The sequence below is a fragment of the Achromobacter xylosoxidans genome, assembly GCF_001457475.1.
GTDB classification, from domain to species: Bacteria; Pseudomonadota; Gammaproteobacteria; order Burkholderiales; family Burkholderiaceae_B; genus Achromobacter; species Achromobacter xylosoxidans.
Genome location: NZ_LN831029.1, coordinates 4,892,176 through 4,918,118 on the forward strand (window position 1 = coordinate 4,892,176; position 25,943 = coordinate 4,918,118).

Genomic DNA, 25,943 nt, shown 5'->3' on the forward strand with positions numbered 1-25,943 from the left:
TTTTAACGGATGCCCACGTGACTATCAAGCCGCGTTTTTGCGTCACCCTGCTCGCCCTGGCCCTGGCCGGGTCGCCGCTCGCCGGCGCCCATGCCCAGTCCATGGCCGGCGGCTCGGGCGAGAACCCGAATGCCAGCCGCACCACCCTGGACCCGATTCCGCCCGAGGGCGGCTGGGATGGCCTGTCCAACGTGCTCAAGGCGATGCAGCCCAGCGTGGACACCCGCCTGCAGCCGTCCGCCTCGCAGATCACCACCCATATCGAACGCCTGCTGAACCGCGGCGACAACGCCGAGGCGCTGGCGATGATCGAAAAGCGCCAGGCCGAGATCAAGGACCAGCGCGGCACCGACGTGCAGCTGATGTTCCAGCACGCGCGCGCGCTGGCCGCGCTGGACCGCAAGGCCGAGGCCGTCGACATCTACACCGAGATGACGACCCGCTTCCCCGAGCTGCCGGAACCTTGGAACAACCTGGCGGCTCTATATGCCAGCCGGGGCGAACTTGAAAAGGCGCAGGACGCCCTGCAGATGGCCCTGCGCGCCGACCCCGGCTACGCCGCCGCCCGCGCCAACCTGGGCGACCTGCAACTGCTGCAGGCCCTGCGCACCTACAAGCAGGCCGCCAAGGAAGGCGTGCCCGGCATGCAGGACAAGGCCCGCGAAGTCGAAACCATGCTGAAGGATAAGCAACGCAAATGACGTCCCGTTACTCCCCTCTTCACCTGCTGCGCCTGACGGCGTGCTCGTTCGCGCTGGCGTTTGCCCCGGCGCTCGTCAGCGCCGCGCCCGCGGCCGCCCCCTCCAACTCCACCTCTGAAGGCACAAAAGCCATGAGCACCAATCCCCGCGTCAAGCTTCACACCAACCAAGGCGACATGGTCATCACCCTGGACGCCGCCAAGGCGCCCAAGACCGTCGAGAACTTCCTGACCTACGTCAAGGAAGGCTTCTACAACGGCACGGTGTTCCATCGCGTGATCGACGGCTTCATGATCCAGGGCGGCGGTTTCGAGCCCGGCATGAAGCAGAAGCAGACCCATGCCCCGATCGAGAACGAAGCCAACAACGGCCTGAAGAACGACAAGTACACCCTGGCCATGGCCCGCACCAGCGACCCGCACTCGGCCACCGCCCAGTTCTTCATCAACGTCTCGAACAACGACTTCCTGAACTTCACCGCGCCCACGCCGAACGGCTGGGGCTACGCCGTGTTCGGCAGCGTCACCGAAGGCACCGACGTGGTCGACAAGATCAAGGGCGTGAAGACCGGCAACAAGGGCTTCCACCAGAACGTGCCGAACGAAGACGTGATCATCGAGAAGGCCGAAGTTCTTGAATAAGATCGCCCTGCCCGGCCCGGTCTGGCTGGCGTCCGACCTGCACCTGGGGCCGGCCACGCCGGCCACGGCGGAGGCCTTCCTGGCCTTCCTGCAGGCGGCCGAGGAAGAAGCCGCCGCCCTGCTGCTGCCGGGCGACATCTTCGACGCCTGGATCGGCGACGACGTGATCCGCGCCGCGCCGCCGTGGCTCGCCACGGCACTGACCGCGCTGCGGACCACGGCCAGCCGCATCCCGCTGTGGCTGGGCCGCGGCAACCGCGATTTCCTGATCGGCGAAGAACTGGCCGGCGCCGTCGGCGCCCGGCTGCTGCCCGAGCCGGCGCTGCTGCAGACCGACTATGGCGATGTGCTGCTGACCCACGGCGACGAGTTCTGTACCGACGACGCGGCCTACCAGCAGTTCCGCCAGATGGTGCGCAACCCGCAATGGCAGGCCGCGTTCCTGGCCAAGACCATCCCCGAGCGCCTGGCGATGGCGCAACAGGCGCGTGGCGAAAGCCAGATGGCCAACCAGTCCAAGTCCATGGAAATCATGGACGTCAACGCCGCCGCCGTCGAGCAGGCCTTCCGCGACAGCGGCGTGGCCCTGATGGTGCACGGACACACGCACCGTCCCGCCCGCCACGTGCTGGAGGTCGACGGCAGCAAGCGCGAGCGCTGGGTGCTGCCCGATTGGGACTGTGACCACGTCTCGCCGCCCCGCGGCGGCTGGCTGGTCATCGACCGCGACGGCCTGCAGTTCTACGATCTGGAAGCCGCCGCCTAGGCTGGCGCGCCGCGGCGCGGGCCTTGCAGCCCTCGAAATGCCGACCAAAGAGAAAGGGCCGCGTATCACGCGGCCCTTTCTCTTGCCTGGCCGCCAACGCGGCCGGCGGATCAACGGGTGAAGATCCAGGCGGCCACGATGCCGCCGAAGACGATGCGGTACCAGGCGAACACGCGATAGGTGTGATTGGCCACGAAACGCAGCACGGCGCGCACCACCACCATGGCGCTGAGGAAGGCCGCCACGAAGCCCACGGCGATGCCCGACAGGTCGTGCTGGGTCAACAGGTCCATGTTCTTGTACATGTCGTACACCGCCGCGCCCAGCATGGTGGGCATGGCCAGGAAGAACGAGAACTCGGTGGCCGTCTTGCGCTGGATGCCGGCGATCATGCCGCCGATGATGGTGGCGCCCGAACGCGAGGTGCCCGGGATCATGGCCAGGCACTGCGCCACCCCCACGCCCAGCGCCTGCTTCCAGCTGATCTGCTCCAGCGTCATGGCCGTGGCGCGCTCGTCCGACGCGGTATCGTCGGCCGCGCCCGGCTGGTCGCCCGGCGTATGGCGGGTGCGGCGCTCCACGTACAGCATGATCAGGCCGCCCAGCACCAGCGTCACCACCACCACGGCGGGATGGTAGAACACCTGCTTGATGGATTTGATGAAGATGGCGCCGATGACCGCCGCCGGCAGGAAGGCGATCAGCAGGTTGCGGGTGAAGGCCACCTCGCTCGGCACGCCGGTCAGGGTGCCGCGGATCAGCTGCAGCAGCCGGGCGCGGAAAATCCACATCACCGCCAGGATCGAGCCCAGCTGGATCACCACCTCGAACACCTTGCCCTGGCTCGACTCGAAGTTGATCCAGTCGCCGATCAGGATCAGGTGGCCGGTGCTGGAAACCGGGATGAATTCGGTCAGCCCCTCGACGATGCCGAGGATGAAGGCCTTGATGAGATAGAGGGCGTTGTCGGTCACGATGGCAAGGGTTCCTTTGAGGGAGTGGCGGCCTTAGTCATTGGTCAGCGAGGCGTCTTCGTCCAGCGGCTCCGGCGCGCGCTTCTCGACGCGCACCAGGGCAATGCGGCGGCCGTCCATTTCCAGCACCTCGAAGCGGAAATGGTCATGGTGGAATTCGTACTCGCAGACATCGCCCGGCTTGGGCAGGTGGCCGAAGCGCGACAGCAGGTAGCCGGCCAGGGTGGAGAAGTCCTGCGCCTCATCGACCAGGCCTTCGGTTTCCAGCACCTGCTCGACGTGGTGCAGGTCGGCCGCGCCGTCGATCTTCCAGGTGTTGGGGCCGTCGGCGACGATATCGGGCAGTTCGTCCTCGTCGGGAAATTCGCCGGCGATGGCCTCGAACACGTCGATCGGTGTGACCAGGCCCTCGATGGCGCCGAACTCGTCGGCCACCAGCACCAGTTGGCCGCGCGAGCGCTTGAGGGTATCCATCAGGCGCAGGATGCCGATGGCCTCGTGCACGATGATCGGGTCGCGCAGGCGGTTGCGGCGCACCCGGCCCTCGGTGATCAGGTCGGCCACCAGGTCCTTGGCGCGGGCGATGCCCAGCACCTCGTCGAGCGAGCCGCGGCAGACCGGGAAGAAACTGTGCGGCGCCTCGGTGATCTGGCGCCGGATGGTGTCGGGGTCGTCGTCGATGTTGATCCACGACACGTCGGTGCGCGGGGTCATGATCGAGCGGATCGAGCGTTCGGCCAGCGTCAGCACGCCGCTGACCATGTTGCGCTCTTCGACGCCGAAGGCCGGGATGGCGGGGCCGTCGGCGCTGGGCAGGTCGGGCTCGTCGGCCGGCGGACGCTTGCCCAGCATGCGCAGCACCGCCGAAGCCGTGCGTTCGCGCATGGGGCGGCGCGCGTCCAGCTTGAGCAGGTTGCGGCGCGCCACCTGGTTCAGGGCCTCGATCGCGACCGAGAAGCCGATGGCGGCGTACAGGTAGCCCTTGGGCACCTTGAAGCCGAAGGCCTCCGCCAGCAGCGAGAAGCCGATCATCAGCAGGAAGCCCAGGCACAGCACCACCACCGTCGGGTGGGCGTTGACGAAGCGCGTCAGCGGCTTGGAGGCCAGCAGCATGATGCCGATGGCGATGACCACGGCGATCATCATGATGGCCAGGTGGTCCACCATGCCGACCGCGGTGATGACCGAGTCCAGCGAGAACACCGCGTCCAGCACCACGATCTGCGTCACGATGACCCAGAAGCTGGCGTACACGCGCGGCCCGGAAGAGCCGCCGTGCTGGCCGCCTTCCAGCCGCTCGTGCAGCTCCATGGTGCCCTTGAACAGCAGGAAGAAACCGCCGGCCATGAGAATCAGGTCGCGTCCCGATGGCGACAGGGGCCCGACCGAAAACAGGGGGGTGGTCAGGGTGACCAGCCACGACATGACCGACAACAGGCCGAGCCGCATGACGAGCGCCAGGCTCAGGCCAAGGATGCGCGCGCGGTCGCGTTGCGACGGGGGCAGCTTGTCCGCCAGGATGGCGATGAAAATCAGGTTATCGATTCCCAGGACGATCTCAAGGACGACCAGGGTAAGCAAGCCGACCCACGCAGCGGGGTCCAGCAGCCACTCCATCAGGAGCTCCAGAAGTTACACGACCGGTAATCGTACCCGGAAAACGCGTGACACGCCGGTGACACGGGTCGTACGGATGGCCTACGGCCGGCGGCCCGGCGTCATTGCGGCAGGCGGGAAAACCGCCGGCGAACGCAAAAAAAAGCCGGCGATGGCCGCCGGCTTTTTTGCGTTCGCGCCCGGGACAGGCTCAGCTGCCCAGCTTGAGCGTGCCCTTCATCATGGCCCAGTGGCCGGGGAAGGAGCAGAAATAGGCGTAGTTCTCGCCCGCGGCGATCTTGGACACGTCGAAGGTGACGGAGTCGGATTCGCCGCCGCCGATGACCTTGGTGTGGGCGATGACGCGGGTATCGCCCGCCTTGACGTAGTCCTGCGCCAGGCCGGCGCCCATGCCGTCGGTGGCCACGGCCTGCTTGTCGGCGTCCTTGGTCAGCACCAGGTTGTGGCCCATGGCGACCTTGGCCATTTTGCCGACGTGCTTCAGGTGCACGGTGAACTGCTTGCAGCTCTTGTCGACGACGATTTCCTTGACGTTGTACTGCATGGCGTCGTTGCTTTCGACGGTGGCTTCGCATTGCGCGGCAAGCGCGGGCAGGCTGGCGGCCGACAACAGGATGGCCAGGGTGGTTTTGGCAAGCATGAATCTTCTCCGATGACTGAATGGTGTCTCTGTGCGTTGCCGGACTGCGCCCGCAACGCCACCGCGCACCAGTCTAGGGGGCCGCCGCCGCCGGCCGCTTGACGCGCATCAAGCGGCCGGCGCTTACCTGCGCACATCCCTATGGTCAATAGGGGTATTACTGATTACCGGTGGCAACTTGACAAACCGCAACCTGCGCCGTGGCACCGATTCGTAGGATGGCTGCAAACCTACATCAACAAAGAGTCGAAGCATGCGCGGCAGTCTGGCGGCACATTACGGGGCACATTGCGGGGCGAATTGCGGGGCACATTACGGGGCGCATCGCGAAACAAATCACGGCAAGCATCGCGAAGCACGCCACGGGTATCTGCCGCTCATCGGGATCTTCATTTCAATCGTTCTGCTGTGCTGTGCGTTGGCCGCGAACGCCGCCCAGGCGCAGCGGCTGCCCGACTTCCTGAAGACCGTTGCCATCGCCGAGATATTCCCCGGCGCCGATCGCCTCGGCCCGCCCGAAGGCAAGCCGATGACGGCGCGCGCCTATGCCGGCGAGCGCGCGCTGGGACGCGTCTACCTGACCTCCGACGTGGTCAACACCCGCGGCTATTCCAGCAAGCCCATCGACGTGCTGGTGGGGCTGGCGGACAACGGCCGCATCGTCAGCGCCAGGCTGGTCGAGCACCACGAGCCCATCGTGCTGATCGGCATTCCGCAATCGAAGGTCGACCACTTCATCCAGAGCTACGTCGGCCTGAACTTCATCGACAGCCCGCCGCGCCACGGCGCGCCGCCGCCGGTGGACATCATCAGCGGCGCCACCGTCACCCTCATGGTGATCGGCGACAGCATCACGCGCTCGGCCATCGCGGTGGCGCGCGCCTACGGCGTGGACGGCGCCGCGGCGGCCGGCGCGCAGGCGGCCACGCCAGCGGTCGCGGCGCCGGCGCGCCTGATCGACGAGTCGCGCGACGCGGTCGAGCCATGGCAGGCGCTGCGCGATGCCGGCGCGGTGCGCAACCTGCGCCTGTCGCCCGAGGACGTGAACCGCGTATTCCGCGAGTCCGGCCGCCAGGATGCCGCCGAACGCGGACAGGAAGCCGCCGACGACGCGCTGTTCATCGACCTGTATGTCGCCTTGGCCAGCGTGCCGTCCATCGGCCGCAGCCTGCTGGGCGACGCGGAATGGCAACGCCTGAAGGAACGCCTCAAGCCGGGCCAGCAGGCCATCCTGGTGGCGGGCAACGGCGCCTATTCGTTCAAGGGCTCGGGCTATGTGCGCGGCGGCATCTTCGACCGCATCGAGATCATCCAGGACGAAGGCAGCTTCCGTTTCCGCGACCGCAATCACCAGCGCCTGGCCGACGTCGTCGCGCAAGGCGCGCCGGCCCTGCGCGAAGTGGCGCTATTCGTGGTGCCCGAGGACGCGGCGTTCGATCCGGTCAAGCCGTGGCGGCTGCAATTGATGGTGCAGCGCGTGCTGAGCGTGTCGGACAAGGCCTTCGTCACCTTCGACCTGCCCTACGAACTGCCGGCCCGCTATACCCGCGCCACCACGACGGCCAGCCCCACGGCCAGCCCATTGGCAAGCCCGGACGCGCCGGCCGCCGTCGCGCCGCGGGATGAGGCGCCGCCCGCGCTGTGGCGGCAGATCTGGCGCGGCAAGGCCGTGCAGGTGGCGATCCTGACGGCGGCGTTGCTGGTGCTGGTGGGCATCTTCTTCTTCCAGGACCAGCTGACCAGCCGGCCGCTGCTGCACGACCGGCTGCGCCTGGCGTTCCTGGCCTTCGCGCTGTTCTGGATCGGCTGGTACGGGCAGGCCCAGCTGTCCATCGTCAACGTGCTGACGTTCTTCTCGGCCCTGCGCACCGACTTCCGCTGGGACTACTTCCTGATGGACCCGCTGGTGTTCATCCTGTGGTGCGCCACCGCCATCTCCATGGTGTTCTGGAATCGCGGCGCGTTCTGCGGCTGGCTCTGTCCGTTCGGCGCGCTGCAGGAACTGGCCAACCGCTTCGCCAGGCGGCTGGGACTGCGCCAGGTCACGGTGCGCCACGGCGTCAACCAGCGCCTGTCGACGCTGAAGTACGTGATCTTCCTGGTGCTGTTCGGCTTCTCGCTGTACGACCTGGCGCTGGCCGAGCGGCTGGCCGAGGTCGAGCCGTTCAAGACCGCCATCATCCTGCGCTTCCTGCGCGACTGGCCGTTCGTGGTGTTCGCGGTGGCGCTGGTGGCCGCGGGCCTGTTCATCGAGCGCTTCTTCTGCCGCTATCTCTGTCCGCTCGGCGCCGCCCTGGCGATCCCGGCGCGGCTGCGCATCTTCAACTGGCTGCGCCGCTACCGCGACTGCGGCAACCCCTGCCAGCGCTGCAACCACGAATGCCCGGTGCAGGCGATCGAGCCAACCGGCGAGATCAACCCCAACGAGTGCATCCAGTGCCTGCACTGCCAGATGCTCTACCACCACAAGCAGAAATGCCCGCACCTGATCCAGAAATACGGCAAGCGCGAGCGGCGCCGCGCCGCCGACAGCGAGCCGGCGGTGCAGGAAGTGGTGCTGCACCGCGCGCCCAGGCCGAACGCGCCCGCCCCTTCCGAACCCTGATTTCCGTACCGCGGCGCCAGACGCCGTTCCTATCGAGGAGTTAACCATGTCCGACAAGAACCCCGACAAAACCGGCCTGAGCCGCCGCAGCTTCCTGGGAACCGCCGCCATCACCGGCGCGGCCGGCCTGGTGGGCGGCGCGCAGCTGTCCACCGCCCACGGCAAGGACGCCAAGGCCGGCGCCGCCGGCCAGAGCGGCCACGTGGCGCCGGGCGAGCTGGACGAATACTATGCCTTCAACTCCAGCGGCCAGTCGGGCGAAGTGCGCGTGCTGGGCCTGCCGTCCATGCGCGAGCTGGTGCGCATCCCGGTCTTCAACCACTGCAGCGCCACCGGCTGGGGCCGCACCAACGAAAGCCGCAAGATCCTCACCGAAGGCCTGACGCCCGAGACCCGCGAATACCTCAAGGACAAGGGCGGCGTATTCCTGAACGGCGACGCCCACCACCCGCACCTGTCGTTCACCGACCGCACCTACGACGGCCGCTATCTCTTCATCAACGACAAGGCCAACAACCGCGTCGCCCGCATCCGCCTGGACGTGATGAAGACCGACAAGATCACCGAGCTGCCCAACGTGTCGGGCGTGCACGGCCTGCGGCCGCAGCGCTATCCACGCACCGGCTACGTGTTCGCCAACGGCGAGCACATCATCCCGCTGCCCAACGACGGCAAGGTGACCGACGATCCCAAGAAGAACTTCTTCGCGATCTACACCGCGCTGGACGGCGACACCATGAAGGTCGCCTGGCAGGTGCTGGTGGACGGCAACCTGGACAATGGCGACGCCGACTACCAGGGCAAGTATTCCTTCTCGACCTGCTACAACTCCGAGAAGGGCGTGACGGTGGAGGAAGCCTCCGCCAACGAGCAGGACTGGGTGGTGGTGTTCAACATCAAGCGCATCGAGGAAGCCGTCAAGAAAGGCGACTTCAAGATGATGGGCGGCGTGCCGGTGATCGACGGCCGCCACGGCTCCAAGTACACCCGCTACATCCCGGTGCCGAACTCGCCGCACGGCTGCAACGCCGCGCCCGACGGCATCCACCTGGTGCTCAACGGCAAGCTGTCGCCCACCGTGACCGTGCTGGACGTGCGCACGCTGGACGATCTGTTCGACGACAAGATCAAGCCGCGCGATTGCGTGGTGGCCGAACCGCAGCTGGGCCTGGGCCCCCTGCACACCGCGTTCGACGGCCGCGGCAACGCCTACACCACGCTGTTCATCGACAGCCAGATGGTCAAGTGGAACATCGACCTGGCCAAGCGCGCCTACAAGGGCGAGAAGGTCGACCCGATCATCCAGAAGCTGGACGTGCACTACCAGCCCGGCCACAACCATTCGACCATGGGCGAGACGCGCGAGGCCGACGGAAAGTGGCTGGTGTCGCTGAACAAGTTCTCGAAGGACCGCTTCCTGAACGTCGGCCCGCTCAAGCCCGAGAACGACCAGCTCATCGACATTTCCGGCGACACGATGAAGCTGGTGCACGACGGCCCCAGCTTCGCCGAGCCGCACGACATGTGCCTGGTGCACCGCTCCAAGGTCCACCCCGTCAGCGTCTGGAAGCGCGACGACCCCATGTGGGAAGACGCGCGCCAGATGGCCAAAAAGGACGGCGTGACGCTGGAGGACGCGGCCAAGGTGGTGCGCGACGGCAACAAGGTGCGCGTGTACATGATGGCGGTGGCGCCGATGTTCAGCCTCAAACGGATCGAGGTCAACCAGGGCGACGAAGTCACCGTGGTGGTCACGAACATGGAAGTGATCGAGGACCTGACCCACGGCTTCACGCTCGAAGGCCATGGCATCGCCATGGAGATCGCGCCGCAGGCCACCGCGTCGGTCACCTTCACGGCGGACCGCCCCGGCGTGCATTGGTACTACTGCCAATGGTTCTGCCACGCGCTGCACATGGAAATGTCCGGCCAGCTGGTGGTGCTGCCGAAGAAGACCGCGTAGCGCCCATGACCTTCCTCGCTAACCTGACCCGGGGCGGCAGGAGGACCGCCGCCGCGCTGGCCACGCTGGCCGCGCTGGGAGGCGCGCCCGCCTGGGCGCCGCCCGCCGCCGCGGCCAACGTGTCCGTCGCCGCCGGCGCGGACCTGGCGGCGGCGGTGGCCGCCGCCCAGCCCGGCGACGTGCTGGCGCTGGCGCCCGGCAGCTACACCGGCGGCATCGTCATCGACAAGCCCCTGACCCTGGAAGGCCCGCCCGACCGCGCCGCCGTCATCGCCGGCACGCGCCAGGGGCGCACGCTGTGGATCAAGGCCGAGGACGTGACGCTGCGCAACCTGACCATCACCCGCTCCGGACTGAGCCTGTCGGACATGGACGCCGGCGTGTTCCTGGACCGCGGCGCGCACCGCGCCCGCATCGAGCACAACGACATCCTCGACAACCTGGTGGGCGTGCACGTGTGGGGGCCGCATGACGCGCTGGTACGGGCCAACCGCATCGTCGGCAACCGCGAACTGCGCGTGGCCGAGCGCGGCAACGGCCTCACCCTGTGGAATACGCCGGGAACCCGGATCCTGGACAACGACATCTCCGCGGGCCGCGACGGCATCTTCGTCAACACCAGCAGGCGGAACACCTTCAGCGGCAACCACTTCCACGACCTGCGCTACGCGGTCCACTACATGTACACCAATGACAGCGAGATCAGCGGCAATGTCTCGACCGGCAACGACATCGCCTACGCCATCATGTATTCGCACCGGCTGGTGGTGCAGGGCAACGTCGCGCGCGACAGCCGCGAACAGGGCCTGATGCTGAACTACGCCAACCAGTCGCGCATCACCGGCAACACGGTCGATGGCGCCGGCAAGTGCGTGTTCATCTACAACGCCAACAACAATGCGTTCCTGGACAACCACTTCGCCAACTGCGATATCGGCGTGCACTACACCGCCGGATCCGATGGCAACCAGATTTCGGGCAACGCTTTCCTGCACAACAAGAACCAGGTGAAGTATGTCGGCACCCGCACGCTCGACTGGGCCGTGAACGGCCGCGGCAATTACTGGAGCGACAACACCGCCTTCGATCTGGACGGCGACGGCATCGCCGACACCGCCTACCGGCCCAACGATGTGGTCGACCAGCTGCTGTGGCGCGCGCCCGCGGCGCGCATCCTGCTGAACAGCCCGTCGATATCGATCGTGCGCTGGGCCCAATCCCAATTTCCCGCCATCCTGCCCGGCGGCGTCATCGACAGCGCGCCGCTGATGCAGCCGCCGCCGCGGCCCGCCGCCGCTCGCGCCAAGGAGACCCCATGAAGACCGACCTGGTGACGCTGGCCGGCGTCAGCAAGCACTATGGCGCGCAGCGCGCCATCGACGGCCTCGACCTGCAATTGCGCGAAGGCGAATGCGTAGCGCTGGCCGGCCACAACGGCGCCGGCAAGAGCACGCTGATCAAGCTGGTGCTGGGGCTGATCCGGCCCACCCACGGGCGCGTCACGCTGTTCGGCGAGGACGCCCACAGCCGCGCCGCCGCGCGCCTGCGCGACCGCATCGGCTACCTGCCGGAGACCGTCGCGCTGCATCCCTCGCTGACCGGCGTGGAAACGCTGGCCTTCTACGCCCGGCTCAAGCGCCGGTCGTTGTCCGGCAACCCGGCCCTGCTGGAGAAGGTGGGCATCGCCGGCGCCGCCCATCGTCGCGTGGGCGGGTATTCCAAGGGCATGCGGCAGCGCCTGGCGCTGGCGCAGGCGCTGCTGGGCGAGCCGCGCGTGCTGCTGTTCGACGAACCGACCACCGGGCTGGACCCGGCCTCGCGCCTGATGTTCTACGAGATCGTGCATGAACTGCGCGCGGCCGGCGCCACCATTCTGCTCAGCACCCATGCCCTGTCGGAACTGGCGGGGCACGCCGACCGCATCGTGGTCATGAAGGCCGGCAGGAAGATCGCCGACGGCGCCATGTCGGCGCTGCGCCGCGACACCGGGCTGCCCATCCGCATCCGGCTGACGCTGGCCGAGCCGCAATCCGGCACGCTGCTGACGCGGCCCTGGCGCCGCCTCGACGCCTGCCGCTATGAACTGGCCTGCCAGGAACGCGACAAGGTCGAGGCCATCCGCGGCATCGGCGCCATCGCCGCGCCCATCGCCGACCTCGACATCCAGGCGCCAAGCCTGGACGACATCTACGCCCACCTGCTTGAACGGGAAGACATATGAACGCCGTCTGCACCATCATCGGCAAGGAAATCCGCGACGGCCTGCGCAATCGCTGGGTGCTCGCCACCGCGCTGCTGCTGGGCGCGCTGGCGCTGGCGCTGGGCCTGCTGGGCAGTTCGCCGACCGGCACCGTCAAGGCCGACCCGCTGACCGTCACCGTGGTCAGCCTGTCGAGCCTGTCGATCTTCCTGGTGCCGCTCATCGCCATGCTGCTGGCCTACGACGCGGTGGTCGGCGAAGTCGACCGCGGCACCATGGCCCTGCTGCTGAGCTACCCCGTGTCGCGCTGGCAGGTGCTGGTGGGCAAGTTCATCGGCCACCTGGCGATCCTGGCGCTGGCCACCGGCGCCGGCTACGGCTCGGCCGGCCTGGCGCTGCAATGGGCCTACGGCGGCCTGGACGCCGCCGCCTGGCAGCCGTTCGCGCTGCTGATCGGGGCCAGCGTGCTGCTGGGCGCCAGCTTCCTGGCCATGGGCTACCTGATCAGCACGCTGGTGCGCGAGCGCGCCACCGCCGCCGGCATCGCCGTCGGCGTATGGCTGTTCTTCGTGGTGATCTACGACATGGCGCTGCTGGGCCTGCTGGCGGCCGACCAGGGCCGCTACGTCAGCCCCGGCCTGCTCAACGCGCTGCTGCTGCTCAATCCCTCCGACGTCTATCGCCTGTTGAACCTGACGGGCTTCGAGAATATTTCGCTGTACGCCGGCATGGCGGGCGTGAGCGACCAGGCCAGCCTGCCCGTGCCCGCGCTGCTGGCGGCGCTGCTGCTGTGGATCGCCCTGCCCTTCCTGCTGGCCGCCGCGTCTTTCAGGAACCGACCGCTATGAGAGCCCTGCTGTTTTCCCTCGGCCTGGCCGCCCTGCTGGCCGTGACCGCCTGCGACGACGGCGCCGCGCCCGCCGCGCCGCCCCCGCCGCAAGCGGTCTCGTCGCAGTCGGTGGGCCATTACTGCGGCATGGCGCTGGCCGATCACACGGGTCCGAAAGGACAGATCTTCATCAAGGGCCGGCCCGCGCCGGTCTGGTTCTCGTCGATCAAGCAAGTCTTCGCCTATACGCTGCTGCCCGAGGAACCCAAGGCGATCGCCGCGATCTATGTGAACGACATGGCCACCGCCGGCGCCGACGGCGTGCCGGATCCGGCCGCCTGGATCGACGCGCGCCAGGCGTTCTACGTCATCGAAGGCCGTTTCGTTGGCGGCATGGGCGCCGAGGACGCCATGCCGTTCTCGCTGCGCGACCGCGCCGAGGCCTTCGCGCAGGCGCACGGCGGCCGCGTCGTGGCCTATGCCGACGTCCCGGAAGCCTATGTCTTCGCCCAATAGCGCGGCCCTTGAACGCCCCCGCCGCCCCCATCCGCCATGTCCATCGCCATGAATCCACGCCGCCGCCGTTTCATCGGCATCGCCGCCGCCGCATCCGCGCTGGCGCTTGCCCCCCTGTCCTTGCGCCGCGCGTCCGCCGCGATCGCGCCCACCACCTGGCAAGGCGTCGCGCTGGGCGCCGATGCCGAACTGCGGCTCTACCATCCCGACCCGCGCGCCGCGCGGCAACTGATCGACCAGGCGCTGGCAGAACTGCATCGCCTGGAAGGCATATTCAGCCTGTATCGCGACGACAGCGCGCTGGCGCGGCTGAACCGGCAGGGCTACCTGGCCGATCCGCCCGCCGACCTGCTGCGCCTGCTGGGCGACAGCCTGCGCTACAGCCGCCTGACCGATGGCGCCTTCGATCCCACCGTGCAGCCGCTGTGGCAGCTGTACGCCAGCCATTTCGCGCGCCCCGGGGCGCCCGCGCAGGGCCCGTCCGAGGCCGAGCTGGCGCGGGCCCTGGCACGCGTGTCGTACCGGGACGTGACGCTGGACAGCCGCCGCATCGAGCTGCGGCGGCCCGCAATGGGCATCACGCTCAACGGCATCGCCCAGGGCTACATCACCGATTGCATCACGCGCCTGCTCAAGCAGGGCGGGCTGGATCGCGCGCTGGTCGACATGGGCGAGATCCGCGGGCTGGACAGCCGCGCATCCCCCGGCGACTGGCGGGTCGGCCTGGCCGATCCGCGCGCGCCGCGGCGGATCCTGGCCTCGGTGCCCGTGCGCAACCAGGCGCTGGCCACATCGAGCGGCTACGGCACGGCCATCGACGCGGCGGGCCGCTGCACCCACTTGTTCGATCCCCGCACCGGCAGCGCGCGGCCGCGCTACCAGAGCGTGTCGATCATGGCGCCCAACGCCGCCATGGCCGATGCCCTGTCGACCGCGTTCTCGCACATGCCGCTGCGGGTCACGGCGCCGATCGTGCGCGAGCTGGGGCTGCGCGCGTGGTTCGTGCCGCTCGACGGGGGATTGGTGTCGCAGGGCGGCCAGGGGTAACGCAATGCGCACCGACCGCCTGCCGGACGGGGAACGCTGAACCGGCGGCTACGATTTTCCCTTGCGGGCGGTGCTCGATTGGCGCGCCTCGAACTGCCTGCGCGTGGCCTCCAGTTCCCGCTGCAGCAACGCCGCGTCCGGCAGGACGGTGCGGTAGTTGGCTGCCATCACCTGGGTTGGCAGTCCGTCCAACGCATACTGCGCCAGCGCACGGCCTTTGTCCGCGCACAGGATCAGCCCCACCGGTGGATTCTCGTCGGCAAGCGCCCAGTGCGCTTTCGCATAGTTGCAGTACATGTGCATCTGACCCACATCCGCGTGGGTCAAGCTGCCGAGTTTCAGATCGATGATGACCAGGCAGCGCAGCCTGCGATGAAACAGCAGCAGATCCACGCGATACCACGTCTGGTCGATGCGCAATCGACGCTGCCGCCCCACGAAGGTGAAGCCTTCCCCGAGCTCCAGCAGGAAGCCTTCCAGACGCTGCGTCAGGGCGGCTTCCAGATCGGATTCCGAGTATTCGTCCTTGAGATCGAGAAACTCCAGCACATACGGATCCTTGATCGCATCGTCCGCGGTGACGCTATCCCCAGGCATCGGCAGCGCTGCCTTCGCCAGCACTGCGGCCTTGTTCCTGGACAAAGCAGTGCGCTCGTAGAACTGGCTTTCGATCTGCCGGCCGAGCTGGCGCACGCTCCAGCCGCCACGCAGCGCATGCGCCTCGTAGAACCGGCGAGCCTGGCTGTCCTTGACCGACAGCAATCGCACATACGCCGACCAAGGCAGCGTGAATGCCTGGGACAGATCGGATAGATCGAATTTCCGAGACGCTGTCTCGGAAGTCGCGGCCATTCCCGTTTCGTCGAATTTCCGAGACACTGTCTCGGAAATTGCAGATGGAGGATAGGCAAGGAAGAACCCCCGCATGTTCTCCAGGTTGTCGGCGCTGAAGCCGCGCCCGAACCGCGCGGTCAGGTCAATGGACAACCGTTGGATCAACTGTTCCCCGTAGCCGGCCCGTCGCCTGCCTTTCTGCTCGGCGTCGACGATCCGTTGGCCGATCGCCCAGTAACTGGCCGTCATCAATGCATTGACCCGCCGCGCCGCGCTCCGGCGGGCGCTATCGAGCAGCTCGACGATATCGCCGTGAATACCGGCATAGCCGGCCGGCAACACGCCAGCCCGGCTCGGCCGCATCGACGTCTTTCCTGTCATGCGATCATCTCCGTGTGAGGAAGACGCAGGCGCCTTCGTCACCGGTAGACCCTTCGTTCGGCGCCAGACACACCACATCACTCGCGGCATGACCATAGCGCATGAACCGGGCCATGGTCGCGCGCACCGTGACCAATCAGTCCACCCGGGACGCTGACGCAAAACATGACCGAACTGCATCACCCCAAACAAAAAACCCGCCGTGGTGGCGGGTTTTGGGGAGGCAACGAAGCGCGCTCAGGCAGCCGGCGTCGGATTCAGCGCCGACAGCATCTGCGTGAAGATCTTCGGGCTGGCGGCGAGCACGTTGCCCGAATCCATCCAGCCTTGTTCGCCGTCGAAGTCGGCGACCAGGCCGCCGGCTTCCAGCACCATCAGGCTGCCGGCCGCCAGGTCCCAGGGCTTCAGGCCCACGCCGCAGAAGCCGTCCAGGCGGCCGCAGGCGACGTAGGCCAGGTCGAGCACGGTGGCGCCCAGGCGGCGCACGCCGGTGCTGCCTTCGGCCATGGTGCGGAAACGCTGCGAGCCTTGTTCCAGGTCGCCCGAGTTGGGCCAGTGCGCGCCCAGCAGGGCCTCGTGGTAGCGGGTGCGGCCCGAGACGCGCACGCGGCGGTCGTTCAGGAACGTGCCGCTGCCACGGCTGGCGGTGAACAGTTCGTTGCGCGACGGGTCATAGATGACCGCCTGCGTGACCTGGCCGCGCTGGGTCAGCGCGATCGACACGGCGTAGTTGGGCAGGCCGTGGATGAAGTTGGTGGTGCCGTCCAGCGGATCGATGATCCACTGGAATTCCGCCTGGTCGGGGCCCTGCAAGCCGAATTCCTCGCCCAGGACGGCATGGTCCGGGTAGGCGGCGCGCAGCGTCTCGACGATGGACTCCTCGGCGGCGCGATCCACTTCCGTGACATAATCGCGCGGCCCCTTGCGAGCCACGCTGAGTCGTTCCAAATCCATGCTGGCACGGTTGATGATGGTGCCGGCACGCCGGGCCGCCTTGATGGCGATGTTGAGCATCGGGTGCATAAAATTCCGTACGTATGCGGTGGGTAGGCCGCTAGCCACCCCCCCGGATCCGCCGCCCCCCGACAGGGGGAAACCGGCCCAAAAAACCAGGAAGGCACTAAGCCAAACGTGCCATTTTAAATGACTCAAGCATTTTCACGCGTTCGCTTCATCATGGTGAACCCCAGCCACCCCGGAAACGTCGGTTCGGCGGCCCGCGCGATCAAGACCATGGGCTTCTCGGAACTGGTGCTGGTGGGGCCCAAATTCGCCGATGTAACCAGCCAGCCGGAGGCCGTGGCCCTGGCCAGCGGCGCCCTGGACGTGCTGGAGAACGCGCGCATCTACGATACCCTGGAAGAGGCGCTGGCGCCCGTGACCCTGGCGTTCGCCCTGACCGCCCGGGTGCGCGACCTGGGCCCCCCGCCCTGCGACATCCGCCAGGCCGCCGACCTGGCCTGCGCCCACCTCGCGGAAACCGCCGAAGGTTGCGCGGCCATCGTGCTGGGCACCGAGCGGGCCGGCCTGACCAACGCCCAGATCGGGCTGTGCCACCGCATCTGCCATATCCCGGCCAACCCCGAATACAGCTCGCTGAACGTGGCCCAGGCGCTGCAGCTGGCGGCCTGGGAGCTGCGCTACGCGCTGCTGGTGGACCAGGGCGCCGCCCTGCTGCCCGCCTCCACCGCGCAAGCGCCCTCGCGCGGGGCCGAGCCAGCCTCCGGGGAAGCGGTGCAGGCCTTCCTGGCGCACTGGGAAGAAGCGCTGGTGGGCGTGCGCTTCCTGGACCCGGCCCATCCCAAGAAATTGCTGCCGCGGATGCGGCACCTTTTTTCCCGGGTGGCCCTGACGCGCGACGAGGTCGACATGATGCGCGGCGTCTGCACCGCCATGCTGGCCGCGGCGCGTCGCGACGGCGGCCCAAAAAAATAGGGACGGGCATCTGCCCGTCCCCCGTCATCGGCCGCCGGCGGTTGGCCCGCCGCGGCACGAAGCGCGTGCTCAGTCGACCTTGGCGCCCGACGCCTTGACCACCGGCGCCCAGCCTTCCACTTCCGACTTGATGAACTGGCCGAATTCGGCCGGCGTGGTCTTGACGCCCACGGCGCCCAGTTTTTCGAAGCTGGTCTGCACTTCCGGCTTGTCCAGCGCCTTGACCATGGCGGCGTTGAGCTTGTTGACCACTTCCGGCGGCGTGCCGGCCGGCGCGATCAGGCCGAACCACGACGATACGTCGAAGCCGGCGAAGCCCGATTCCTGCATGGTGGGCAGGTCCGGCGCGCTCTTGGAGCGGTCCGACGTGGTCACCGCCAGCGCGCGCAGCTTGCCCGATTGCGCGTGCGGCCAGGCCGACGGCATGTTGTCGAACATGAATTGCACCTGGCCGCCGATCAGGTCGGTGATGGCCGGGGCGCTGCCCTTGTACGGCACGTGCAGCACGTCGATGCCGGCCTTCATCTTGAACAGTTCGCCGGCCATGTGGATCGAGGTGCCGCTGCCCGACGAGGCAAACGCCAGCTTGCCCGGGTTCTTCTTGGCGTAGTCGACCAGTTCCTGCACCGTCTTGACCGGCACCTGCGGGTTCACCACCAGGATGTTCGGCACCTTGGCGCCCAGCGCCACCGGGGTGAAGTCCTTCGTCAGGTCGAACGTGACGTTCTTGTACAGCGTCTGGTTGATGGCGCTGGTGACGGCCACGAACAGCAGCGTGTAGCCGTCCGGCGCGGCGCGCTGCACCATGTCGGTAGCGATGTTGCTGCCGGCGCCCGGCTTGTTCTCGACCACGAACGACTGGCCCAGGCTCTCGGTGAGCTCCTTGGCCATGATGCGGGCGATCACGTCGGTGGTGCCGCCGGCGGAAAAGCCGACCACGATGCGGACAGGTTTGTCGGGATAGGCGGCCTGGGCGGAACCCATGGCGAAAGCGCTTGCGGCGGTAGCCAGTAGCGTGGCGGCAAGACGCCGCAGTCCAGGCTTTTGACCGGTCTTCATATAGTCTCCGTGCTGATACTGTCCATTAAATGGACGATTCGAATTATTGGATGCTGCATTCTGATCTATACACGAGCGGAGCATCAAGGTAGAGTCCACGCTACGGACTATGGTTTTCCCTTGACCATTGCGCCATAACCCCCAAGTTTTCAGAGAGTTGCATGCAAGACAGCGATGCCGCGGCCGCAGGCCCCCGCACATTGCGGCGCGGATTGGCCGTTCTGGCCGCCCTGCGGGACCAGGGCCCCGATGGGCTCAGCGTGACCGATATCGCCCGCCTGACGGGCATCCAGCGTCCCACCATCTACCGCCTGCTGGCGGCCCTGCTCGACGCGGGCCTGGTGCTGCCGGTGACGGGCACCAAGAAGTACCGCGCCCAGCTGGCGGTGGACCCCGACACCCGCTCGCGCGATCCGCGCGTGCGCCAGCTGCTGCCGGTGCTGCGACGCCTGGCCGACCGCACCGGCGACGCCGTGTTCCTGGTGGTGCGCGATGAAGACGACTCCATCAGCCTGCATCGCGAGATCGGCAGCTATCCGGTGCAGATCCTGGCCACCTACGCCGGCAAGCGCCAGCCGCTGGGCGTGGGCTCGGGCGGCATGGCGCTGCTGGCCGCGCTGCCCGACGACGTCGCGCGCGGCATCGTCGAGCGCAACTCCAGCCGGCTGGACGAATACGGCGGCATGACGCCGCAAGAGATGTTCCGCCTGATCGAAAACACCCGCGCCCGCGGCTATTCGGTGGTGGGCAACCATGCCGTGCGCGGCGCGCTGGGCGTGGGCTGCGCCCTGCTCGACAACCATGGCGCGCCGCTGCTGGCGGTCAGCGTCACGGCCATCATCGACCGCATGCCGGCCCAGCGCCAGCGCGAGATCGCCGGCTGGATCAAGGCCGAACTGGCGCGGCTGGCGGTGCAGGCCTGAGCCCGGCACGCGGTCCACGCCGCGCCATGAAAAAGGGCGTCCCGCCATCGGCCGGGACGCCCTTTTCATTGCAGGCCATACGCTCAGGCCGCGGCGCCAGCCTTGGGCTCGCTGGCCTTGGGGTTCTGGATCTCGCGCAGCGGGATCGGCGCCTGGAAGCCCGCGGCCTCCAGCGACAGGCGGATGTCCTGGTACAGGCCCCAGCGCAGGTCCCAGTACTTGGCGGCGTCGGCCCACACCCGCACGTTCACGACCACGCCGCTTTCCTTGTAGTCGACCACCTTCACCAGCGGCTGCGGATCCTTCAGCGCGTTCGGATTGGCCGCGACGATGTCCTGCAGCTTGGTCAGCACCGCGTTCAGGTCATCGCCATAGCGCACCGGTACCGGGATATCCAGGCGGCGGGTCTTGTTGCGGCTGTAGTTGGTGATGGTGGCGTTCCAGACGGTGCTGTTGGGCAGCGTCAGGTGGATGCCGTCGACCTGGATCAGGCGCGTCAGGAACAGGCCGACTTCCTCGACCGTGCCTTCGGCGCCGGAGCTCAAACCGACGTATTCGCCGGCACGCACCGGGCGCAGGATCAGCAGCATGATGCCGGCCGCGATGTTCTGCAGCGTGCCCTGCAGCGCCAGGCCGACGGCCAGGCCGGCGGCGCCAAGCACCGCGATCAGGCTGGCGGTCTGCACCCCGAAACGCGCCAGCACCGCGATCAGCGTGAAGATGCGCACCGTCCATACCACGGTGCTGTAGAACATCGGCACGATGGTCGGGTCGATCTTGCTGGAACGCGTGGCGATGCGCCGAACCCAGCGGCCCAGCAGCGTCGACACCCACCAGCCGATGACCAGGATCAGCAAGGCCACCAGCAGATTGATGCCCAGGTCCACCAGCCTGGGCGCCCAGGCATTGAATTCCTTCAAGGCGTCTTCCATCGTTGTCGCTCCCTCATGCAAAAAAAGACAGCCGAAAACTGTATCAGATGCGTCATGCGGAAAGGGCGCCGGCGGGTGTCCGGTATGTCAGGCTTTGTAAAGCGCGCTGGCTGAGCCGCAGGGATATGCGGCGGCAACGGCGCGGTCAGGCGCCGGCGACCTTGCGGAAGTGGTTGTCCCAGGAACGTTCGCGCGACGGCGCCAGCAGCGGCTGTTCGCCACCCGCGGCATCGGTGCGCAGCATGGCGCCCAACCCGCTGCTGACAAGGAAACCGGCGCGCGGCGCCGGCGCCACGCCGCAGCCGTCGGCCAGCCGCGTCTCGCCCAGGCAGGCCCCGCTGGCGGCGTCCCAGTACAGCACCCGGCCGCCCACGGGGCTGGAGGTGGCGATGACCGCGCCGGCGGCGTCCGCCGCCACCGAACCGACGTAATTGCGCATCTCGCGCAGCGTGGCCGCCGGTCCGGCGTGCAGCTGCGCCGGCGCGCCGCGCCGGTGGCGGCCCACCAGCGCCGGGCGGTCGCCGGCCGGTCCCATGTACTGGCAGCCGAACCACACACTGCCATCGGCCGCCAGCGCCAGGTGGCGGATCGACAGGCGATGCAACTCGGGCGCCAGTTCCACCTTTTCCAGCAACCTGCCGCTGGCCGCGTCCAGGTACGCCAGCGACGGGCGCATGGTATCGAGATTGAGTTCGAGCTTGCCGTAGTCGGGGTGGGTCAGGATGCCGCCATTGGCCACGCACAAGGTCCTGCCGTCCGGCATCAGGACGACTTCGTGCGGGCCGATGCCGCCGCTGTCGTACTCGCCGACGCGGCGGTAGCCGCCGCCGGGCGTGGCGTCATAGATGCCGAGCACGCCGCGCGCGCCTTCGAAATCGTTTTCGGTGGCGGCCAGCAGGCGGCCGCCATCGAAATAGGCGCCGTGGCCGAAGAAATGGCGATCTTGCGGCAACGGCAGTTCGAGCGGCGCGCGTTCGCCGCGCAGGTCGAAGGCCAGGGCGAAAAAGCCCGGCTGGCGCCCGAACACCACGGCGCGGCCGCCGGCCGCGTCGATGGCGAAGCTGTGGCCGCGCGCGGGCATCGGCAGCACCCGGCGGTCCTGCCCGGACGCATCCAGGACCACCGCCTCGTCGCGGCCGCCGCGCTGGCGCGCCGCCAGGTACAGCGCGGTGTCATCGCGCGCCGCCGTGGCCAGCGCCGCGCCGGGCCAGGCCAGCGTGGCGCCCAGCGCGCCCGCGGCGCCCCATGCCAGGAATTCGCGCCGCGCGGGCCGCGCCGGCGCGCCGTCCGCCACGCGCGGCGCGGGTCGCCCGCTTGGATCGGCCGGCATCGCGGCCGGCGCTCGATCAATCGCCATCGAGCGCATTGAAGCCGATGGTCACGCCCAGTGCCGGCGCCAGGTCCTGGTCGACGATGGCTTTGGCGTTCTTCAACGTCAGCGCCGCCAGGCCCAGCAGGCGCCGCCCTTCCGCGTCGGCCAGGGCCTGCTCCAGCGGCGCCGGCGCCTCGCGCAACGCGCGCGCCGCGCCCTGCAATTCGCCCAGCACCGCGCCCGGCATCCAGTCCTCGCCCTTGGGCAGCGCATAGCCGCCCGCCGTGTAGAACGCCGCCAGGCCATCCAGGCTGGCCGCCAGCGTGCGCGTGGACAGGCCGCTGCGCCAGAAGGCGGCGCGCTTGGGCCGCGCGCTCCCGGCCGAATCGCCCAGCACGGGCAACAGCTTCACGTCGCGCGCGAACTGCAGGCCGGTGGACAGCGCCTTCATGGCTTCGGCCGCCACCTCCTGCGGATCGCGGTAGAGGTCATTGCCCGCCTGGGGCCGCGCGAACTGGCGGCCGAACTCGGCCTTGGCCTCCCAGGCCTGCGCCACGTCGCGCGAGATCGCGGCAATGTTGGCCGACACGGCGCGGGCATAGCCGCAGGCGTAGCCGAAGGTCGGCGCGGCGGTCTGCGTGAGCGCTGCCGGTTCGCCGTACAGCACGAATTCCAGCGCCGGCAGGCCCTGCACCGCCACGCTGCGGCCCGCCAGCGCGCCCGGCTTGAGCAGTTCGGCGTCCTGCGCGGCGATCAAGGCCTGCACCTGCCGGGGCATCACGCCCCGGGTATCGGGCCAGAATGCCAGGCGTTCATAACGATTGGCCTGCACCAGGGGACCGAAACGCAATGGTTCGAGCCGCGCCCACGCCAGCGCCAGGCCGGCGAAGGCGGCTTCCACGCGCTTGGCGCCGTCCGCGTCCGGCTTGCCGCACCACTGGCCCAGCGCGCCTTCCAGGTCGGTGGCAGCCGCGACCATGCCGGCGGCCGCCGGCCGCGCGTAGCCCTGCGCCAGGCGCTCACCCAGGTCGGCGGGCAGTTCGGCGCCCGCGGCCAGCGGCCAGGCCAGCGCCAGCGCGGCGGCCAGGGTCCGGGCCGGCGCGCGCCAGCGTGCAACAAAGATAGCCATTACAGCGACTCCAGGAAACGGATCAGGTCGGCGCGTTCTTCGGGCGTCATCGCCACCACGCGATCGCGCGCCGGCTGGCCGGCGCCGCCGTGCCACAGCACCGCTTCCAGCAGCGTGCGGGCGCGGCCGTCGTGCAGCCAGGTAGCGTTGGGATTGACGGTCCGGGTCAGGCCGATGCCCCACAGCGGCGGCGTGCGCCATTCGCGGCCATTGGCCGAGCCGTCGGACACGCCGTCGGCCAGGTCATCGCCCATGTCATGCACCAGCATGTCGGTGTACGGCCAGATCAGCTGGAAGCGGTGCTCGGCCTGTTTCGCATCGCGGCTGGTGACGTACTTGGGCACATGGCAGGCGACGCAGTTGGCCTCGTAGAACAGCTTCTTGCCGGCCAGCACGCGGGCGTCGTCGGCGTCGCGCCGCTGCGGCACCGCCAGGTTGGTGGAATAGGTGGTGACGAAGTCCATCAGCTTGGCCGGCACTTCCTCGGGGCCGAAACGCGGTTGCGCGCCGTGCGGCATCTCCAGGCACTGGGGTTGCGCCGGCGTACAGTCGCCGTGGTGATTGGGGAACAGCGGCGTCGACAGGCCCATGTCGTTGGAGAACGCGGCGGCGCTCTGCTGCTCCACCGTGGGCTGCCCGGCCTTCAGGTTGAAGCGGCCCAGCACGCGCTGGCCGGTGCGCGCGTCGGTCACCCAGTTGGCCTTGCCGACGATGCCGTCGCGCTTGTCGGCGCCGATGTTGGCCAGGATGTCGGCCTGGTGGATCGATTCCAGCAGGCCCAGGCCGATCATCGGCGGCGCCAGGCGCGGCGATATCTGCGTGTCCTTGCGCATCGGACCGTAGCCCAGGTTGTCGATGCGGTAGACCGGCTTCATCAACGTCGCGGTCTCGCCACCGTTGAGCTTGACCGTGACCGGCGTGTATTCGATTTCCATGCGGCCTTCGGCCGGCAGGCCGGCCACGGCGAAGTTCTGCAGCTGCACGCCGTAAACCGGCTCGGGCAGCAGCGCGATCTCGCCCGGCGCCAGCCGCGGATGGCCGCGGTCGGGGCCCTCCGGCACCGCCAGGCGCAGCAGCAGCGCCACCGCGTCGGGACGTTCCAGCGGATCGAAGCCCGGCACCGAGCCGCGCCCGTCCTTGGTATGACAGGCCTGGCACGAACGCGCGTTGAACAGCGGCCCGAGGCCGTCGGAGGCCTGCGTGGACGCCGGCGCGGACACCCAGTCCTTGCGGAACAGGCCGTTGCCGACCTGGAATTCCTGGCGCCGCTCGAAGCTCATGTTGGCCGACGGCTGCGAGAAAATGTCGGCGTTGATGAGCTTGTTGGTGGTGGTGGCGCCCGCCTGCATGGTCTCGAAGGTTTCGGCCTTGGAGAAATCACGGGTCGGCGCGGTGATGGCGAGGACCCGCTTGAGGTCTTCGGCGCTCAGGTCGTCGCGCCCGGCGGGCGCGGTTGGAGCGGCGGCGGCGCCGGCATGGGCCGACGCCGCCAGTACGGCGGCGAATACGAGCTTCACTTGAATACGGCGTCGGGTTTGTCCAGGCTGTCGGAACCTTCGATGGCGACCTTGCCCAGGTCCAGCAGCGCGATCACGCGCTCCAGGCTGCGGGTCTGGTCGACCAGGCGGTCGATGGCGGCCTGCACCACGGCGTTGCCTTCCTTGTTGCCGTCGGCGATCATCTGGTCGTAGGTCTCGACCGTCTCGGCGTGGGTCTTCATGGCCTGCATGGCGGCCACGGTGGCGTCCAGCTTGGCGCGCACTTCCGCGTCCAGCTTCGGATCGCGCGCCTTGACCAGTTCCGACAGGCTGGCGCCCGACACCTGCTTGCCATCGACGCGGGTGTACGCGCCCAGGTAGACGTTGCGGATGCCGATCTGGTTGTAGAAGTGCGAGTTGTGGGTATTGTCCGAGAAGCAGTCGTGCTCTTCCTCGGGATCGTGCAGCATCAGGCCGAGCTTCATGCGCTCGCCGGCCAGTTCGCCGTACGACAGGCTGCCCACGCCGGTCAGCATCGCCACCAGGCCGGCCTTGGGGTCTTCTTCCACGGCCTTGCGCGCGGCGCCGTCCTTCTGCCAATTGCCGACCATCTCTTCCAGGTCGGTCACCAGCAGGTCGGTCACGGCCTTCAGGTAGGCGATGCGGCGTTCGCAGTTGCCGCCGGTGCACTGCTTGACGTCGTAGTCGGTGTGCGGGCGGTTGCCCGAGTGGCGCTCCTGCGGCGTGCCCTTGCGGTCGGCCGGTGCCGGGCCGGTGCCGTTAAGGTCCTGGCCCCACAGCAGGAATTCGATGGCGTGGTAGCCGGTGGCGACGTTGGCCTCGTTGCCGTCGGCCTCGTGCAGCACTTCGGACAGCAGCTTGGGCGTGATCTCGCTGACATCGACGGTCTTGCCGCCTACCGAGATCTTGGAGTTGGCGATGACGTTGACCGCGTAGTAGGCGTTCTCGTCGTTCTCGGTGCCGTAGGAGGCGTCGACGTAGTCGATCAGGCCTTCGTCCAGCGGCCAGGCGTTCACGCGCCCTTCCCAGTCGTCGACGATCGGGTTGCCGAAGCGGAACGCCTCGGTCTGCTGGTACGGCACGCGCGCGTCCAGCCAGGCCCGGCGGGCGGCCTTGAGCGTGTCCGCGCTGGGCTTGGCGACCAGGGCGTTGATGGCCTCGCGCAGCGTCTTGGCGGAGGTCAGCGCGTCTTGATAGCCCGCCAGCGCCAGGTCTGAATAGTTCGCCACCACGGCCTTGGGCTGCGTGGCGGCATGAACCGTTCCCCCGAATGCCGCGACGGCCAGCGCCGCCCCCAACAACAACTTGCGCATCGACTTTCTCCCGTAAATCGGACGAAATCCACCCCGCGGCGGCCCCGTCCACACTTGAATTTGTGGATGCGAGTGTAAACAATTTTCGTTTGTTATTCAGCGAAAAGTCAGATACCTGACGTTTATC

At 68.2% G+C, this 25,943-nt stretch carries 23 protein-coding genes; 12 read left to right on the forward strand and 11 right to left on the reverse strand.

Going from position 1 to position 25,943, the window contains the following annotated elements; translation table 11 throughout:
• Positions 1-17: 17 nt before the first annotated feature.
• From AT699_RS21905 to AT699_RS21915, 3 genes are all read left to right on the forward strand, one after another.
• Complete coding sequence (locus tag AT699_RS21905) at positions 18-701, forward strand: tetratricopeptide repeat protein (RefSeq protein WP_006386552.1); 684 nt, start codon at positions 18-20, stop codon at positions 699-701.
• Between the two features lie 131 nt (positions 702-832).
• A complete protein-coding gene (locus AT699_RS21910; RefSeq protein WP_026382011.1) occupies positions 833-1,342 on the forward strand; it encodes a peptidylprolyl isomerase in 510 nt (169 codons plus the stop codon).
• On the forward strand, positions 1,335-2,108 hold the full coding sequence (locus AT699_RS21915; RefSeq protein WP_006386550.1) for a UDP-2,3-diacylglucosamine diphosphatase: 774 nt from the start codon (positions 1,335-1,337) through the stop codon (positions 2,106-2,108). The genes AT699_RS21910 and AT699_RS21915 overlap by 8 nt, the downstream gene beginning before the upstream one ends.
• Positions 2,109-2,218: 110 nt before the next feature.
• On the opposite strand, the gene AT699_RS21920 is transcribed toward AT699_RS21915, so the two are convergent.
• The 3 genes from AT699_RS21920 to azu all read right to left on the reverse strand — a co-directional run bounded on the left by AT699_RS21920 (position 2,219) and on the right by azu (position 5,339).
• Positions 2,219-3,082, reverse strand: coding sequence for an undecaprenyl-diphosphate phosphatase (locus AT699_RS21920; RefSeq protein WP_006386549.1), 864 nt, complete (start codon positions 3,080-3,082; stop codon positions 2,219-2,221).
• Positions 3,083-3,115: 33 nt separating this feature from the next.
• Complete coding sequence (locus tag AT699_RS21925; RefSeq protein ID WP_006386548.1) at positions 3,116-4,699, reverse strand: TerC family protein; 1,584 nt, start codon at positions 4,697-4,699, stop codon at positions 3,116-3,118.
• Between the two features lie 190 nt (positions 4,700-4,889).
• On the reverse strand, positions 4,890-5,339 hold the full coding sequence (gene azu / locus AT699_RS21930) for an azurin (protein ID WP_006386547.1): 450 nt from the start codon (positions 5,337-5,339) through the stop codon (positions 4,890-4,892).
• Between the two features lie 418 nt (positions 5,340-5,757).
• Between azu and AT699_RS21935 the strand changes: the two genes are divergently transcribed.
• Genes AT699_RS21935 through AT699_RS21965 form a run of 7 tightly spaced genes read left to right on the forward strand, consistent with a single transcriptional unit; the run spans position 5,758 to position 14,499 of the window.
• Positions 5,758-7,944 carry a NosR/NirI family protein gene (locus AT699_RS21935; RefSeq protein WP_024069861.1) on the forward strand — a complete coding sequence of 729 codons (2,187 nt, stop codon included), beginning with the start codon at positions 5,758-5,760 and terminating at the stop codon, positions 7,942-7,944.
• Positions 7,945-7,990: 46 nt separating this feature from the next.
• On the forward strand, positions 7,991-9,907 hold the full coding sequence (gene nosZ / locus AT699_RS21940) for a TAT-dependent nitrous-oxide reductase (protein ID WP_006386544.1): 1,917 nt from the start codon (positions 7,991-7,993) through the stop codon (positions 9,905-9,907).
• A gap of 5 nt (positions 9,908-9,912) precedes the next feature.
• On the forward strand, positions 9,913-11,226 hold the full coding sequence (locus AT699_RS21945) for a nitrous oxide reductase family maturation protein NosD (protein ID WP_024069862.1): 1,314 nt from the start codon (positions 9,913-9,915) through the stop codon (positions 11,224-11,226).
• Complete coding sequence (locus AT699_RS21950; RefSeq protein WP_024069863.1) at positions 11,223-12,128, forward strand: ABC transporter ATP-binding protein; 906 nt, start codon at positions 11,223-11,225, stop codon at positions 12,126-12,128. Before AT699_RS21945 ends, AT699_RS21950 begins: the two co-directional genes overlap by 4 nt.
• Positions 12,125-12,955, forward strand: coding sequence for an ABC transporter permease (locus tag AT699_RS21955; protein ID WP_020928889.1), 831 nt, complete (start codon positions 12,125-12,127; stop codon positions 12,953-12,955). Before AT699_RS21950 ends, AT699_RS21955 begins: the two co-directional genes overlap by 4 nt.
• Positions 12,952-13,452, forward strand: a complete 501-nt coding sequence (locus tag AT699_RS21960; RefSeq protein ID WP_024069864.1) for a nitrous oxide reductase accessory protein NosL — start codon at positions 12,952-12,954, stop codon at positions 13,450-13,452. The genes AT699_RS21955 and AT699_RS21960 overlap by 4 nt, the downstream gene beginning before the upstream one ends.
• Positions 13,453-13,500: 48 nt before the next feature.
• On the forward strand, positions 13,501-14,499 hold the full coding sequence (locus AT699_RS21965) for an FAD:protein FMN transferase (protein WP_233639643.1): 999 nt from the start codon (positions 13,501-13,503) through the stop codon (positions 14,497-14,499).
• A gap of 48 nt (positions 14,500-14,547) precedes the next feature.
• Here AT699_RS21965 and AT699_RS21970 read toward each other — a convergent pair whose 3' ends face one another.
• A complete protein-coding gene (locus AT699_RS21970; RefSeq protein ID WP_054499732.1) occupies positions 14,548-15,714 on the reverse strand; it encodes a PDDEXK nuclease domain-containing protein in 1,167 nt (388 codons plus the stop codon).
• A gap of 237 nt (positions 15,715-15,951) precedes the next feature.
• Positions 15,952-16,737, reverse strand: coding sequence for an inositol monophosphatase family protein (locus AT699_RS21975; protein ID WP_006386537.1), 786 nt, complete (start codon positions 16,735-16,737; stop codon positions 15,952-15,954).
• A gap of 120 nt (positions 16,738-16,857) precedes the next feature.
• Between AT699_RS21975 and AT699_RS21980 the strand changes: the two genes are divergently transcribed.
• Positions 16,858-17,649 (forward strand): RNA methyltransferase, encoded by a 792-nt coding sequence (locus tag AT699_RS21980; protein WP_006386536.1) that lies wholly within the window; start codon positions 16,858-16,860, stop codon positions 17,647-17,649.
• Positions 17,650-17,718: 69 nt separating this feature from the next.
• Here the strand turns inward: AT699_RS21980 and AT699_RS21985 are convergent, their stop codons facing one another.
• Complete coding sequence (locus AT699_RS21985; RefSeq protein WP_006386535.1) at positions 17,719-18,708, reverse strand: Bug family tripartite tricarboxylate transporter substrate binding protein; 990 nt, start codon at positions 18,706-18,708, stop codon at positions 17,719-17,721.
• 161 nt (positions 18,709-18,869) lie between these two features.
• Between AT699_RS21985 and AT699_RS21990 the strand changes: the two genes are divergently transcribed.
• Positions 18,870-19,631 carry an IclR family transcriptional regulator gene (locus tag AT699_RS21990; RefSeq protein ID WP_006386534.1) on the forward strand — a complete coding sequence of 254 codons (762 nt, stop codon included), beginning with the start codon at positions 18,870-18,872 and terminating at the stop codon, positions 19,629-19,631.
• 83 nt (positions 19,632-19,714) lie between these two features.
• Here AT699_RS21990 and AT699_RS21995 read toward each other — a convergent pair whose 3' ends face one another.
• The 5 genes from AT699_RS21995 to AT699_RS22015 all read right to left on the reverse strand — a co-directional run bounded on the left by AT699_RS21995 (position 19,715) and on the right by AT699_RS22015 (position 25,816).
• The gene (locus AT699_RS21995; RefSeq protein WP_006386533.1) at positions 19,715-20,563 is read right to left on the reverse strand and encodes a mechanosensitive ion channel family protein; all 849 of its coding nucleotides are present in this window, start codon (positions 20,561-20,563) and stop codon (positions 19,715-19,717) included.
• Between the two features lie 145 nt (positions 20,564-20,708).
• On the reverse strand, positions 20,709-21,893 hold the full coding sequence (locus tag AT699_RS22000; protein ID WP_024069867.1) for a DUF1513 domain-containing protein: 1,185 nt from the start codon (positions 21,891-21,893) through the stop codon (positions 20,709-20,711).
• Positions 21,894-21,909: 16 nt separating this feature from the next.
• Positions 21,910-23,004: an imelysin family protein gene (locus tag AT699_RS22005; RefSeq protein ID WP_020928895.1), complete on the reverse strand. Its 1,095-nt coding sequence runs from the start codon at positions 23,002-23,004 to the stop codon at positions 21,910-21,912.
• Positions 23,004-24,521 carry a di-heme oxidoreductase family protein gene (locus AT699_RS22010; RefSeq protein WP_024069868.1) on the reverse strand — a complete coding sequence of 506 codons (1,518 nt, stop codon included), beginning with the start codon at positions 24,519-24,521 and terminating at the stop codon, positions 23,004-23,006. Before AT699_RS22010 ends, AT699_RS22005 begins: the two co-directional genes overlap by 1 nt.
• Positions 24,518-25,816, reverse strand: a complete 1,299-nt coding sequence (locus tag AT699_RS22015) for an imelysin family protein (RefSeq protein ID WP_024069869.1) — start codon at positions 25,814-25,816, stop codon at positions 24,518-24,520. The genes AT699_RS22010 and AT699_RS22015 overlap by 4 nt, the downstream gene beginning before the upstream one ends.
• Between the last annotated feature and the right edge of the window lie 127 nt (positions 25,817-25,943).

Bases quoted from the DNA above. Each gene is read 5' to 3' on its own strand.
- AT699_RS21910 (WP_026382011.1), top strand. From the start codon at position 833: ATGAGCACCAATCCCCGCGTCAAGCTTCACACCAACCAAGGCGACATG.
- AT699_RS21970 (WP_054499732.1), bottom strand. From the start codon at position 15,714: ATGACAGGAAAGACGTCGATGCGGCCGAGCCGGGCTGGCGTGTTGCCG.
- AT699_RS21980 (WP_006386536.1), top strand. From the start codon at position 16,858: ATGACTCAAGCATTTTCACGCGTTCGCTTCATCATGGTGAACCCCAGC.
- azu (WP_006386547.1), bottom strand. From the start codon at position 5,339: ATGCTTGCCAAAACCACCCTGGCCATCCTGTTGTCGGCCGCCAGCCTG.
- AT699_RS21950 (WP_024069863.1), top strand. From the start codon at position 11,223: ATGAAGACCGACCTGGTGACGCTGGCCGGCGTCAGCAAGCACTATGGC.
- AT699_RS21925 (WP_006386548.1), bottom strand. From the start codon at position 4,699: ATGGAGTGGCTGCTGGACCCCGCTGCGTGGGTCGGCTTGCTTACCCTG.
- AT699_RS21945 (WP_024069862.1), top strand. From the start codon at position 9,913: ATGACCTTCCTCGCTAACCTGACCCGGGGCGGCAGGAGGACCGCCGCC.
- AT699_RS22005 (WP_020928895.1), bottom strand. From the start codon at position 23,004: ATGGCTATCTTTGTTGCACGCTGGCGCGCGCCGGCCCGGACCCTGGCC.
- AT699_RS21990 (WP_006386534.1), top strand. From the start codon at position 18,870: ATGCAAGACAGCGATGCCGCGGCCGCAGGCCCCCGCACATTGCGGCGC.
- AT699_RS21975 (WP_006386537.1), bottom strand. From the start codon at position 16,737: ATGCACCCGATGCTCAACATCGCCATCAAGGCGGCCCGGCGTGCCGGC.
- AT699_RS21960 (WP_024069864.1), top strand. From the start codon at position 12,952: ATGAGAGCCCTGCTGTTTTCCCTCGGCCTGGCCGCCCTGCTGGCCGTG.
- AT699_RS21955 (WP_020928889.1), top strand. From the start codon at position 12,125: ATGAACGCCGTCTGCACCATCATCGGCAAGGAAATCCGCGACGGCCTG.
- AT699_RS21995 (WP_006386533.1), bottom strand. From the start codon at position 20,563: ATGGAAGACGCCTTGAAGGAATTCAATGCCTGGGCGCCCAGGCTGGTG.
- AT699_RS22000 (WP_024069867.1), bottom strand. From the start codon at position 21,893: ATGCCGGCCGATCCAAGCGGGCGACCCGCGCCGCGCGTGGCGGACGGC.
- AT699_RS22015 (WP_024069869.1), bottom strand. From the start codon at position 25,816: ATGCGCAAGTTGTTGTTGGGGGCGGCGCTGGCCGTCGCGGCATTCGGG.
- AT699_RS21965 (WP_233639643.1), top strand. From the start codon at position 13,501: ATGAATCCACGCCGCCGCCGTTTCATCGGCATCGCCGCCGCCGCATCC.
- nosZ (WP_006386544.1), top strand. From the start codon at position 7,991: ATGTCCGACAAGAACCCCGACAAAACCGGCCTGAGCCGCCGCAGCTTC.
- AT699_RS21985 (WP_006386535.1), bottom strand. From the start codon at position 18,708: ATGAAGACCGGTCAAAAGCCTGGACTGCGGCGTCTTGCCGCCACGCTA.